At 60.4% G+C, this 12,261-nt stretch carries 11 protein-coding genes; 2 read left to right on the top strand and 9 right to left on the bottom strand.

From position 1 onward, the window contains the following. Positions 1-2: 2 nt before the first annotated feature. The 3 genes from AB4O36_RS04540 to AB4O36_RS04530 all read right to left on the bottom strand — a co-directional run bounded on the left by AB4O36_RS04540 (position 3) and on the right by AB4O36_RS04530 (position 2,699). Entirely contained in the window at positions 3-824 is an 822-nt protein-coding gene (locus tag AB4O36_RS04540) for a substrate-binding periplasmic protein (RefSeq protein WP_460121987.1), read from the bottom strand. A gap of 193 nt (positions 825-1,017) precedes the next feature. Then, positions 1,018-1,947, bottom strand: a complete 930-nt coding sequence (locus tag AB4O36_RS04535) for an electron transfer flavoprotein subunit alpha/FixB family protein (protein WP_460141137.1) — start codon at positions 1,945-1,947, stop codon at positions 1,018-1,020. A gap of 2 nt (positions 1,948-1,949) precedes the next feature. Continuing rightward, complete coding sequence (locus AB4O36_RS04530) at positions 1,950-2,699, bottom strand: electron transfer flavoprotein subunit beta/FixA family protein (RefSeq protein WP_192306085.1); 750 nt, start codon at positions 2,697-2,699, stop codon at positions 1,950-1,952. 547 nt (positions 2,700-3,246) lie between these two features. On the opposite strand from AB4O36_RS04530, the gene AB4O36_RS04525 reads away from it, so the two are divergent. Beyond that, positions 3,247-4,911 (top strand): electron transfer flavoprotein-ubiquinone oxidoreductase, encoded by a 1,665-nt coding sequence (locus AB4O36_RS04525; RefSeq protein WP_460141136.1) that lies wholly within the window; start codon positions 3,247-3,249, stop codon positions 4,909-4,911. A 134-nt stretch (positions 4,912-5,045) separates the two neighbouring features. Here the strand turns inward: AB4O36_RS04525 and AB4O36_RS04520 are convergent, their stop codons facing one another. From AB4O36_RS04520 to AB4O36_RS04495, 6 genes are all read right to left on the bottom strand, one after another. Continuing rightward, positions 5,046-5,849, bottom strand: a complete 804-nt coding sequence (locus AB4O36_RS04520; RefSeq protein WP_460121981.1) for an IclR family transcriptional regulator — start codon at positions 5,847-5,849, stop codon at positions 5,046-5,048. 60 nt (positions 5,850-5,909) lie between these two features. Beyond that, complete coding sequence (locus AB4O36_RS04515; RefSeq protein ID WP_460121980.1) at positions 5,910-7,220, bottom strand: MFS transporter; 1,311 nt, start codon at positions 7,218-7,220, stop codon at positions 5,910-5,912. 173 nt (positions 7,221-7,393) lie between these two features. Beyond that, the gene (gene dgoD, locus AB4O36_RS04510) at positions 7,394-8,542 is read right to left on the bottom strand and encodes a galactonate dehydratase (protein WP_224536146.1); all 1,149 of its coding nucleotides are present in this window, start codon (positions 8,540-8,542) and stop codon (positions 7,394-7,396) included. A gap of 47 nt (positions 8,543-8,589) precedes the next feature. Then, positions 8,590-9,210 (bottom strand): 2-dehydro-3-deoxy-6-phosphogalactonate aldolase, encoded by a 621-nt coding sequence (locus AB4O36_RS04505; protein WP_460141135.1) that lies wholly within the window; start codon positions 9,208-9,210, stop codon positions 8,590-8,592. Positions 9,211-9,229: 19 nt separating this feature from the next. Beyond that, positions 9,230-10,222 carry a 2-dehydro-3-deoxygalactonokinase gene (locus AB4O36_RS04500; protein WP_460121976.1) on the bottom strand — a complete coding sequence of 331 codons (993 nt, stop codon included), beginning with the start codon at positions 10,220-10,222 and terminating at the stop codon, positions 9,230-9,232. Positions 10,223-10,375: 153 nt separating this feature from the next. Then, positions 10,376-10,858 carry an N-acetyltransferase family protein gene (locus tag AB4O36_RS04495; protein WP_460121974.1) on the bottom strand — a complete coding sequence of 161 codons (483 nt, stop codon included), beginning with the start codon at positions 10,856-10,858 and terminating at the stop codon, positions 10,376-10,378. 192 nt (positions 10,859-11,050) lie between these two features. Here AB4O36_RS04495 and AB4O36_RS04490 point away from each other — a divergent pair, with 192 nt between their 5' ends. Then, entirely contained in the window at positions 11,051-12,253 is a 1,203-nt protein-coding gene (locus tag AB4O36_RS04490; RefSeq protein WP_460121972.1) for an MFS transporter, read from the top strand. The last annotated feature ends 8 nt before the right edge of the window (positions 12,254-12,261 follow it).

Below are 12,261 nucleotides of genomic sequence, written 5' to 3'. Positions count from 1 at the left end.
CCCTACTGTTTTGGGGCACCGGCGGGGGGCTGTTGGGGTTGGGAGAGTTGGGTTTTCCAACGCTCGATATTGCGCAACAGCGCGGCCTCGGCCAGTCCGGACGCGGGCAATTCTGTCATCTTTTTGGCCAGCTGTCCGCGCAACCACGGATCGTTACAGGCCGAATTATGGGATATCGCCAGGTACAGGCCCGGTTTATCCACCGGTTGGGCTCGCGCCACCAAGTCGTTGGCCATGCCCAATGCCTGCACGGCGGCCATGCCTGAGTAACGCCCTGCCAGTACATATTCCACCTCGCCCAGCAGCAGTTTCTGGAACGCCTGCGTCAGGTTGGCTGTACGAACGAGGGCCAGTTGTTGCTCGGCGAACAGGCTGAATGCCGACGTAATCCGGGACTTTTCCGACAGTGCACCAGGGTGGCCGTGAAGGTCATGCGCGTCGTTGTAAACCAGCGCCGAGTCCTTGCGTGTCCAAACCAGGTAATCGTTTTCCAGCAATGGCGGATGGATGTAGTCCAGGCTTTGCAGTTCACTGAGCGTCAACGGCGCGTCTGCCAGCATGTCCATGCGTCCACTGCGCACCTCTTCCAGGGCTTGGGCGCGTTTACCGGCATAGAGCAACTCGACCTTGATCCCCAACTCCCCTGCCACTTGCTGCAGCAGATCGGCACTGGCCCCGATCAGGTGCTTGGGATTTTGCGGGTCCTGCCAAAGGTACGGCGGCGCATCCGGGCTACCGGTGACCACCAAGCGCTCGCACTTGCCGGCGGCGACGGACAGGCCCGGCAACAGCGCCAGCGCACTCAATATCAGACGCAGATTCATACACCTCCCGTAATCCCCCCTGTAGGAGCGAGCTTGCTCGCGATGGACGACAGAGCACCGCGGGGTGTCAGGCGCCCAGCGTTTTCGTTGACAACCATCGCGAGCAAGCTCGCTCCTACAGGGGGGCAGAAAAATCGAAAGCAAAAAAAAGCCCGACCAAAAGGTCGGGCTCTTTATAGGTCAAGCGGCTGGATTAGACCAGCTTCTCGAACTCGGGGATGGCTTCGAACAGGTCTGCCACCAGGCCGTAATCGGCCACCTGGAAGATCGGCGCTTCTTCGTCCTTGTTGATCGCAACGATCACTTTGGAGTCTTTCATGCCGGCCAGGTGCTGGATCGCGCCGGAGATACCGACCGCGACGTACAGCTGTGGCGCAACGATCTTGCCGGTCTGGCCGACCTGCATGTCGTTGGGTACGAAACCTGCGTCGACCGCGGCACGCGAGGCACCGACGGCAGCGCCCAGCTTGTCGGCCAGGGCGTACAAGTGCTTGAAGTTGTCACCGTTCTGCATGCCACGGCCGCCGGAAACGACGATCTTGGCAGCGGTCAGTTCCGGACGATCGGACTTGGCCAGTTCCTCACCAACGAAGCTGGAGATACCAGCGTCGTGAGCCGCAGCGACGGCTTCAACGGCAGCCGAACCACCTTCGGCGGCAACCGGGTCGAAACCGGTGGCACGTACGGTGATCACCTTGATCGCAGCGTTCGATTGCACGGTAGCGATGGCGTTACCCGCGTAGATCGGACGCTTGAAGGTGTCGGCGCTTTCTACCGAGATGATCTCGGAGATCTGGTCAACGTCCAGTGCAGCGGCAACGCGCGGCAGGATGTTTTTGCCGTTGGAAGTCGCGGCAGCCAGGATGTGACTGTAGCTTTTGCCCAACTCTGCAACCAGCGGAGCAACGTTTTCTGGCAGCTGGTGCGCGTAGGCCGCGTTATCAGCATTCAGGACCTTGCTCACGCCAGCGATTTTCGCGGCGGCTTCGGCCACGGCGCCAGCGCCCTGGCCAGCGACCAGAACGTGGATGTCGCCACCGATTTTGGCGGCGGCAGCTACGGTGTTCAGCGTGGCCGGAGCCAGGGCTTTACCGTCGTGTTCAGCGATTACCAAGATAGTCATTGTTAGATTACCTTCGCTTCGTTTTTCAGTTTCTCGACCAGTTCAGCCACCGACTTGACCTTGATGCCTGCGCTGCGTGCCGCAGGCGCTTCGACTTTTACGGTCTTGTTGGTGGAGGCGGTGGAAACGCCCAAAGCGTCCGGAGTCAGCGTCTCGAGAGGCTTCTTCTTGGCTTTCATGATGTTTGGCAGGGACGCATAGCGCGGCTCGTTCAAACGCAGGTCGGTGGTGACGATGGCCGGCAGCTTCAACGAAACGGTCTGCGCGCCGCCATCGATTTCGCGAGTCACGGCAACGCTGTCGCCAGACACTTCGACCTTGGATGCGAAGGTGCCCTGACCGTAGCCGCTCAGTGCAGCCAGCATCTGGCCAGTCTGGTTGTTGTCGCTGTCGATGGCTTGCTTGCCCAGGATCACCAGTTGCGGCTGCTCCTTGTCGACAACGGCCTTCAACAGTTTGGCGACGGCCAGGGATGTCAGATCTTCAGCGGATTCGACGAGGATGGCGCGGTCGGCACCCAGAGCCAGTGCGGTGCGCAGCTGCTCCTGAGCGGTGGACGGTCCGACGGAGACGACGACGATTTCAGTCGCAACGCCTTTTTCTTTCAGGCGTACGGCTTCTTCCACTGCGATTTCGCAGAATGGGTTCATCGACATCTTCACGTTGGCGAGGTCGACGCCGGAATTGTCCGCCTTGACGCGGACCTTGACGTTGTAATCCACAACGCGTTTGACAGCTACAAGAACCTTCATGGATTCCTCGTTACTCTCCGGTGAAAAGAAAGTCGCCTGGGCGTACCTGGCGGTTGATGCTCATCGGGCGCAAGGGCACCTCCAAAAACGCCGGCCTGTGTGTCAAGTGATGGACGCTCATGATGTTGATGACCGTTCGTCAGGGGTGACTACTCGGTCATCGCATTACACGGCGTGTAAACTGCGCGGATAACCCCACGCCTTGCATCACCTTCTACTGCCATCGCCCTGTCTTTAGGGGTGCTCTTGAAACCACCGGTCAGCCTACGGCGAGCGCAAAACCGACCGTATCTTGACCGGAACGCCTATTCCGGTCAATACGGCAAAATAGCCGTTCATAAGCCGCGTGACTTTGATTTATCTGGCTTTGAGCCATTTCAAACAAACGTTTGTATTGGACGCTGAGAGTGGTGTAGATATAATGCGCCACCCAGAGAGAAAGGTGGCTCATCGATTGTCCTCTTCCCCGTTCACGCAGGGATTCATGGATGCGACACCAAACCTCCAAATAGAAAAAAACCGTTGAGCCTTGAGTAGGAGAAAACCTGTGGAACGCGAATACATGGAATTCGACGTGGTCATCGTCGGTGCCGGCCCCGCTGGTCTTTCCGCCGCCTGCCGGTTGAAGCAGAAGGCTGCTGAAGCCGGTAAGGAAATCAGCGTCTGCGTGGTCGAAAAAGGCTCTGAAGTGGGTGCTCACATCCTGTCCGGTGCCGTGTTTGAACCGCGCGCCCTGAACGAATTGTTCCCGGACTGGAAAGAACTCGGTGCACCGCTGAACACGCCGGTGACCCGCGACGATATCTACGTACTGAAGAACGCCGACAGCGCGCAAAAGATTCCTGACTTCTTTGTGCCCAAGACCATGCACAACGAAGGCAACTACATCATTTCCCTGGGTAACCTGTGCCGCTGGCTCGCCCAGCAGGCCGAGAACCTGGGCGTGGAAATCTACCCGGGCTTCGCCGCCCAGGAAGCGCTCATTGACGAAAACGGCGTGGTTCGCGGGATCATCACCGGCGACCTGGGTGTCGACCGTGAAGGTCATCCCAAAGAAGGCCTGTACACCCCCGGCATGGAACTGCGTGGCAAATACACGCTGTTCGCCGAAGGTTGCCGTGGCCACATCGGCAAACAGCTGATCAAGCGTTTCAACCTCGATACCGAAGCCGACGCCCAGCACTACGGCATTGGTCTCAAGGAAATCTGGGAAATCGACCCGGCCAAGCACCAGCCAGGCCTGGTGGTCCACACCGCCGGTTGGCCAATGGACATTATGGGCACCGAGAACACCGGTGGCTCGTTCCTCTATCACCTGGAAAACAATCAGGTGTTCGTCGGCCTGATCGTCGACCTTTCCTACAGCAACACCTACCTGTCGCCGTTCGACGAGTTCCAGCGCCTCAAGCATCACCCGGTGCTCAAGCAGTACCTGGAAGGCGGCAAGCGCATCAGCTACGGCGCACGCGCGATCTGCAAGGGCGGCCTGAACTCGCTGCCGAAAATGGTCTTCAAGGGTGGCGCGCTGATCGGTTGCGACCTCGGCACCCTGAACTTCGCGAAGATCAAGGGCAGCCACACCGCGATGAAGTCGGGCATGCTCGCTGCCGAATCGGTGGCTGACGCGCTGTTCGCCGACAAGGACGGCAGCGAAGAGCTGACTTCCTACGTCGACGCGTTCAAAAACAGCTGGCTGCATGAAGAACTGTTCGCCAGCCGCAACTTCGGCCCGGCGATCCACAAGTTCGGCGCTATCGTCGGTGGTGGTTTCAACTGGCTGGACCAGAACATCTTCGGCGGCAAAATGCCGTTCACCCTGCACGACAACAAGCCGGATTACGCCTGCCTCAAGCTCGCGGCCGACTGCAAGAAGATCGACTATCCGAAACCGGACGGCAAACTCAGCTTCGACAAATTGAGCTCGGTGTTCATTTCGGGGACCAACCACGAAGAAGAACAACCCTGCCACCTGAAGCTCACCGACCCGAGCATTCCGCTGAGCAAGAACCTGCCGCTGTACGACGAACCGGCACAGCGTTACTGCCCGGCCGGCGTTTATGAAGTCGTGACTCAGGAAGACGGCGAGAAGCGCTTCCAGATCAACGCCCAGAACTGCGTTCACTGCAAGACCTGCGACATCAAGGACCCTGCACAGAACATCACCTGGGTGACACCCGAAGGTGCCGGCGGCCCGACTTACCCGAACATGTAAGCCGGTTGCTCTGATAAAAAGGCTCCCTACACGGGGGCCTTTTTGTTACCCACAATTCCTGTCGGAGCGAACACGTCAGAAACTGCGCTCGAAACAGCGCCTGTGCCGCAATTGTGCGTCGAGCACCTCGAAGCTCAGACCTTCAGACCAAGCTCCGCCGACAGCCGGGCTGTGACCCCTTTGATCAGGGGAATCAGCTCGGCCATTTTTTCCAGTGGCATGTACGGCACCGTGCTCGCAATGCTGATGCCGGCGACGATGCGCTTGCTGGCATCGCGTATCGGTGCGGCGACGCAGCGGATCGACGGTTCGTTGTCTTCCAGGTCGAAGGCGTAGCCACCGGCCACGTACTCGACCATGCGCTGGCGGAACTGCGCCCAGGATTGCTCCGGGTGCTGCGGCCAGAACTGATTTTTCCCACCTTCTGGCAAGCTGACTTCGTACAACCGTTGCCATTCTTCCTCGGTGTCATCCAGCATCAGCGCCTTGCCGATCCCGGTGCGTGCCAACGGCATGCGGTGGCCAACCCGTGAACGCATTTCCGGGCCGTTGCGCCCTGGGTTCTTGTGCAGATACAAGACTTCGTCGCCTTCGCGAATCGCCAGGTGAATGGTGTCGCCGGTCAACGCCGACAACTCATCCAGATACGGCCCGGCCAGGGTCACCAGCGGCAGCTCTTCACGGGCCTGGAAACCCAGCTCGATCAACTTCGGCCCCAGCAGATAACCGATCTGCGGCACCACGCGTAAGTAACGCTCGTCCACCAGGCAACTGGCCAGTCGATGCGTGGTACTGCGCGTGGTGCCGATCAGACGGGCGATTTCCTTCAGGTCGCGTGCACCACTGGCCACGGCCTGCACGACACCCAAACCGCGAAGCAAAGTCTGGGTGCCAGTGGGCGCAGCGTCCTTGGTGTGTTTTGCAGCGTCTTCCTGCATATCCAGCCTTTAGCGTTGAGCGAGTGAACGGGCGGCATTATGGTCGCCCGAGGGCTGCGACTACAACTCGATACGCTCGACCTTGCCCACCAGCAGGATGTAGGAAAGCGCACCCAGCAAGGCCAGAACCGAGATGTAGGTAATGGCTGGCGCGAAGGAATCTCCGCTGGCGAGGAAACCGATGACGATCGGCGTGGCGATGGCCGACAGGTTACCGATGAAGTTGAAAACGCCACCGGTCAATCCCAGCAGACGCGCCGGTGCCAGGGTCGAAACCAGCGACCAGGTGATGGACGCCAGGCCGTTGCCGAAAAAAGCCAGCGCGAGGAAGGCAATCACCAGCGGCGTCGATTCGACGAAGTTGGCCCCGATGATCGAGGTCGAAATCAACAAACCGCCGATGATCGGCAACTTGCGGGCAAAGCCCACGGAGTAACCACGACGGATCAGGAAGTCCGAGAAGAAACCCGAGCAGAGCACGCCCACGAAGGCCGCCAGGAACGGCAACGATGCCAGCAACCCGGACTTGATGAAGTCCATGCCACGGTATTTCACCAGGTAGGTCGGGAACCAGGTGAGGAAGAACCACAACGTCGAGTTGAGGCAGAACTGGCCCAGGTAGATGCCCCAGAGTTTGCGTTTGGTCAGGACGATGCCCAGGTCGGTCCAGCTGAATTTGGCTTTGACCTTGGCTTGTTCCTTCTGGATGTCCACCAACCCGCCGCCTTCGCGGATCAAGTCGATTTCAGCCTGGTTGGCGCCCTTGAAGTCCCGTGGCTCACGATACACGGCGTACCAGATCACCGCCCACAGGATGCCCACCGCGCCGGTGGTGACAAACACCATGTGCCAGCCGAATTCATGCTGCAGCCAGGCGAGGACCGGCGTCAGGAACGCCAGGCCGACGAACTGCCCGGAGGTGTAGAAACCGATGGCCGTGGCGCGCTCGCGCTCGGGGAACCAGGTGGTGACCACCCGGCTGTTGATCGGGTACGCAGGGGCTTCCAGGGCGCCGACCGCCATGCGCAGGACGAACAGCGCGATGAAGCTGCCAGCGAAGCCGAGCATCACCGTGGCGATCGACCACAGCAACAATGCGGCAGTGTAGAGAATGCGCGGCGGAACACGATCGACCAGCCAGCCGCCGGGGATCTGCATGGCGGCATAGGTCCAGCCGAACGCGGAGAAAATCAGCCCGACATGAATCGGGTCGATGCCCAGGTCGCTGGTCAGCGCCGGGGCGGCGATGGACAGGTTGCTGCGGTCCAGGTAGTTGATCACCACGGTGATGAACAGCAGGACCATGATGAAAAAACGCTTGCGGCTGGGCGTCACCAGTGACGCCTGCCCGGTGAGGGTTTGCGATTGCATGGGGGGTGCCTCTTTTTATCTTTATTGAGGTCGAGCTGAAGCGCTGAGTCAGTCCCCTTGTGGGAGCGGGCTTGCTCGCGATAGCGGTGTGTCATTCGACATCGATGCCGGCAGACAAACCATCGCGAGCAGGCTCGCTCCCACAGGGGGCTATAAGATGAATCAAACGAGACTCACCACTCGGCAAAACTGCCATCGGCATGACGCCAGATCGGGTTGCGCCAGCGGTGGCCGACCGCTGCACGCTCGATCACGTATTCCTCGTTGATCTCGATGCCCAGGCCCGGGCCGTTGGGGATCTTCACCATGCCCTGGTCGTAGTCGAACACCCGCGGGTCCTTCACGTAGTCGAGCAGGTCGTTGCTCTCGTTGTAGTGGATGCCCAGGCTCTGTTCCTGGATGAACGCGTTGTAGCAGGCCGCGTCCAGTTGCAGGCAAGCCGCCAGGGCAATCGGGCCCAGCGGGCAATGCAGCGCCAGCGCGACGTCGTAGGCCTCGGCCATGTTGGCGATCTTGCGGGTCTCGGTGATCCCCCCGGCGTGAGAGGCGTCGGGCTGGATGATGTCGACGTAGCCTTCGCTCAACACACGCTTGAAATCCCAGCGTGAGAACAGGCGTTCGCCCAGCGCAATCGGCGTGCTGGTCAGTGGTGCCAGTTCCTTCAACGCTTCGTAGTTTTCACTGAGCACCGGTTCTTCGATGAACATCAGCTTGTACGGGTCGAGTTCCTTCATCAGCACCTTGGCCATTGGCTTGTGCACCCGGCCATGGAAGTCCACGCCAATGCCGACGTTCGGGCCGACCGCATCACGCACGGCGGCAACGTTGGCCAGGGCCAGGTCGACTTTTTCGAAGGTGTCGAGAAATTGCAGTTCTTCGGTACCGTTCATTTTGACGGCCGTGAAACCACGAGACACCGCTTCTTTCGCCGCGCGGGCGGTGTCTGCAGGGCGGTCGCCGCCGATCCACGAATACACGCGAATCTTGTCGCGAACCTGACCACCGAGCAGGTCGCTGACCGACACGCCCAGCGCCTTGCCCTTGATGTCCCACAACGCCTGGTCGATGCCGGCGAGTGCGCTCATGTGGATGGCGCCACCCCGGTAGAAGCCGCCGCGGTAAAGCACGGTCCAAATGTCTTCGATGTTGCGTGGGTCTTTGCCGATCAGGTAGTCGGACAATTCTTCGACGGCAGCCGCGACAGTGTGAGCGCGGCCTTCGACCACGGGCTCGCCCCAACCGGTCACGCCTTCATCGGTTTCGACCTTGAGGAAGCACCAGCGCGGCGGAACGATGAAGGTGGTCAGCTTGGTGATTTTCATCTGATTGTCTCTCTTGTTAGATGCAGCGCATGCAGCGCCGAAAATGCTTAGCGAAGAGCCTTCCAGGCCGCGACGTAGGCCTTGGCATTGGCCGCTACTTGCTCGGGCGACATGCCCGGCTTGAACAAACCGGAACCGAGGCCGAACCCTCGAACGCCAGCGTCGATGAACACTTGCATGTTGTCCGGGGTGATCCCGCCCACCGGTGCCAGGATGGTTCCGGCCGGCAACACGGCCAGCCAGGCCTTGACCACCGTCGGACCCATTTGCTCAGCCGGGAACATCTTCAGCACATCGGCGCCTTCAGCCAGCGCGGCAAACGCTTCGGTAGGCGTCGCCACACCCGGTGACAGGAACAATCCGGCCGCCTTCGCCGCGCGCAACACCTTGGCATCGCTGTGCGGCATGACGATCACCTGGCCACCAGCGGCTTTCACCTGCTCGACCTGTTCCGGCGTCAACACCGTGCCGGCGCCGATCAGGCAATCGGCAGGCAAGGTGCTACGCAGGATGCGGATACTTTCGTACGGTTCGGGTGAATTGAGCGGCACTTCGATGACGCGAAATCCGGCGGCGTACAGCACTTCGCCGATGGCCGCCGCTTCTTGCGGACGCAGGCCGCGCAGGATGGCAATCAGACCGTTTTGCGCCAGGGCTTGCTTGAGCATGTCAGACCTCCAGTCAGGTTTAACGCGAGGGTTGTTGGGGGACGAGGCCAGCGGCAACCGCCAGTTGCCACAAACCGCGCTCGGTGGCCTGCTCGGCCAGCGTCACACGAGCAAAACCGCAGGCGTCGAGGGCCCGGCTGTAGCGGGAGCAGAGTTGGCTGTTGCCAATCAGAATGACCGAAGGCAGGTGCACGCTGCAGCGCCGACGACGCAGTACGGCGGCCAGCGCCGTCAGTTCATGGCCGATGAGCAGGCCGGACAGGTAATCCGCTTGAGCACTGGCGCTGAGCTCGCCGGTCAGGCCGAGGCTGCGGGCACTGAACATCGTCGACAGCGGACCGGTTTCGCCCTCGGTCGACAGCGCCACTTGCACGCCACGGTCAAATGCAGCGCTGTCAAAGGACCCGCCGCGTTGTTGGGTGCGTCCCAGAATGCTGTGATCGCTGAGCACCGCGAAGACTTCGCCGGTCATGAAAGTGTCGAAATGCACGATGCAACCGTCGGCCACTTCCACCCACTTCGAATGACTGCCCGGCAGGCCGATCAGCAGATCGTCACCCTTCTCTTCCGGCAGACGTTGCAGAACGCCCAGGACCTGGGTTTCTTCGCCGCGCATCACATTGGGCAGGCGCGAACGCTGGATCACGCCCGGCACGATATGCACGTCGACACCGCGCACACTGCGCACGGTTTGCAGCGAAGTGCCCAGATTGGCGACATTGGCCGGTGTGTCGCAGTACGCCGCTTCGCGCCAGCCCTGGGCGCTGCCGACCATGCCACAGGCAATCACCGGCAGACCAGGTTGGGCGTCAAGCCAATCGCCGCAGGCATCAAGGAACGCCAGTTCAAAACCGTCGGTGCACATCACGCCGCCGATGTCTCGCGGCGTGACGGGCAACTGCATGATGCCGCACGACAGCGAGCGCTGTTCCAGCACCTGGCCATCTGCAGCGAGTTTGTAAGCACGTAATGAGGTTGTCCCCCAGTCGAGCGCGATCAATTGCGCCAGCATCGCTTCACCTGTTTTGTTTATTGGGCAGTGAGTGAGCCGGACTATAAACCCGCAAAGGGATAAATCTCAATATATAAATACTTATCCCATATTGTGAGACAAAACAAAAAAAAGACCGCAGCCATTGCGATCTTCTCAAATGTTTGGGAGCAGTCAGTTGCCTTGGGCAAACTCGCGCAACACCGCACCATCCATCCGGTAACGCACCCACTCCTCTTGCGGTTGCGCCCCCAGCGACTTGTAGAACTCGATAGCCGGCGTGTTCCACTCCAGCACACTCCACTCGAAACGCCCGCAATCATTGGCGCAGGCGATTTTCGCCAGGTGGCGTAGCAGGGTCTTGCCTGCTCCGCCGCCGCGCTGTTCGGGTGTGATGTACAGGTCTTCCAGGTACAGGCAATTGCTGCCCAGCCACGTCGAATAGCTGAAGAAGAACACGGCGAAACCGATCGGCACGCCGTCACGCAGGCAGATCAGGCCATGGGCCGTGGCGCCTTCGCTGAACAGGCTGCGTTCGATGTCGGCAACGCTGGCGATGACTTCGTGGCGGGCGCGTTCGTAGTCGGCCAGTTCGGTGATGAACCCGAGGATTTGCGGGGCATCGCTCGGGGTCGCCGGGCGGATCTCGATGGTCATGGACGGGCCTTCGTCAAAATGGAAAACGTCATGGTATGTCGACGCGGCGCACGCGTCACAGGGATTTATCCCAAGCCCTGCGCATTACTCCGGTCATTACTCATCCTGAAATCGAGAACCAGAGACCTAACATCCTCGCCTCGCGTGATAGATAGAAGACTCTTTGCAATGAACGGGTCAAGGAACCACGTCATGTCCAGTGCTCCACCCCAAGTCTCGCGCAAGCTGTTTGGCATGTTTTGCCTGGCCAGCTATCTGTTGTCGCTGTCGTACGGCTCGACGTTTCTGTTGTCACTGCTGATCGGTGCACGCGGGGGGAACGAACACGATGCCGGTAGCGTGATCTCTGCGGCAATGCTCAGTACGTTCGCGGCGGTGATCGTCTCCGGGCATTTGTCCGATGTGTTCGGTGCGGCGCGCTCGATTGCGTTGTTCGGCGTTCTGCTGGTGGTGGCCAGCCTGGGGTTCGCCATGACGCCGGGCTTCGGGCACCTTCTGCTGTTTTTCGGCCTGTTGCTGGGGTTGGGCTGGGGCGTCTTCTATACGCTCGGGCCGATCATCGTCGCCAGCCTGGTCGTGCCCGCGCAACGCGCCAAATACTTCGCCCTGCTGTCGGGCAGCATGATGACCGGCATCGGCAGCGGCCCGTTGCTGGGGCGTGCGGCCAGCGCACTGGGCTACCCGCTGACTTCGGCGTTTTACCTCGCGGCACTGGCCAGCCTGATCGGCGTCGTGCTGTTCTGGCGCCTGGACGCGCGGTTAAACAAGGCGCCCTCGCCCACCGCCAGCGTCGCGCGCATCTCGTGGAGAGCCACCTTTGAAGTGCTGTCGTCCAGGGCGGTGCTGCCGATCGTCATGGTGGGTCTGGGCGGTTGCGTCTTTGGTGGCCTGTCGAGTTTCCAAACCAGCTATGCGACATCACGTTCGCTGGATTACTCGCTGTTCTTTTTCGGCTTCATGGGCGCCGCAATCAGTAGTCGCATGTTGATCGCGGGCTTCGTGGTCAAGCGCGATCCGCTGCGCGCTTCATGCCTGTTGTCGGGGTTGATGATGGGTTCGATCGTGCTGTTCGGCTTTGTCGTCGACAACAGCTTCACCTACGTGCTGGCCGCAATGACGCTTGGCGTAGGCTATGGACTGACGTACTCGGTGATCAACGGCCTGGCCGCCAACGAAGCACCCGGCGGAGTCACCGCGCAAGCGTTGCTGCTGTTCAGTCTGTCGTACTTTATCGGCGTGTTCGGCTTCCCGTTGCTGGCGGGCAAGATCATCGTCGAACAAGGCATGGGAACACTTTTGCTGACAATTCTGGCGGTGGCGTTGTTGAACTGGTTGATCACCGTAGGCCGCCTGCTCTGGCGCCGGTTCAACCTCAAGACGCCACAGCCGGCCTGAACCGTTCG

The sequence above is a fragment of the Pseudomonas sp. S2_E01 genome, assembly GCF_054668365.1.
The sequence above is the reverse complement of the archived record's forward strand: the minus strand, read 5'-3'. Positions and strand labels throughout refer to the sequence as shown.

Bases quoted from the DNA above. Each gene is read 5' to 3' on its own strand.
- AB4O36_RS04540 (WP_460121987.1), bottom strand. From the start codon at position 824: ATGAATCTGCGTCTGATATTGAGTGCGCTGGCGCTGTTGCCGGGCCTG.
- AB4O36_RS04535 (WP_460141137.1), bottom strand. From the start codon at position 1,947: ATGACTATCTTGGTAATCGCTGAACACGACGGTAAAGCCCTGGCTCCG.
- AB4O36_RS04530 (WP_192306085.1), bottom strand. From the start codon at position 2,699: ATGAAGGTTCTTGTAGCTGTCAAACGCGTTGTGGATTACAACGTCAAG.
- AB4O36_RS04520 (WP_460121981.1), bottom strand. From the start codon at position 5,849: ATGCAGGAAGACGCTGCAAAACACACCAAGGACGCTGCGCCCACTGGC.
- AB4O36_RS04515 (WP_460121980.1), bottom strand. From the start codon at position 7,220: ATGCAATCGCAAACCCTCACCGGGCAGGCGTCACTGGTGACGCCCAGC.
- dgoD (WP_224536146.1), bottom strand. From the start codon at position 8,542: ATGAAAATCACCAAGCTGACCACCTTCATCGTTCCGCCGCGCTGGTGC.
- AB4O36_RS04505 (WP_460141135.1), bottom strand. From the start codon at position 9,210: ATGCTCAAGCAAGCCCTGGCGCAAAACGGTCTGATTGCCATCCTGCGC.
- AB4O36_RS04500 (WP_460121976.1), bottom strand. From the start codon at position 10,222: ATGCTGGCGCAATTGATCGCGCTCGACTGGGGGACAACCTCATTACGT.
- AB4O36_RS04495 (WP_460121974.1), bottom strand. From the start codon at position 10,858: ATGACCATCGAGATCCGCCCGGCGACCCCGAGCGATGCCCCGCAAATC.
- AB4O36_RS04490 (WP_460121972.1), top strand. From the start codon at position 11,051: ATGTCCAGTGCTCCACCCCAAGTCTCGCGCAAGCTGTTTGGCATGTTT.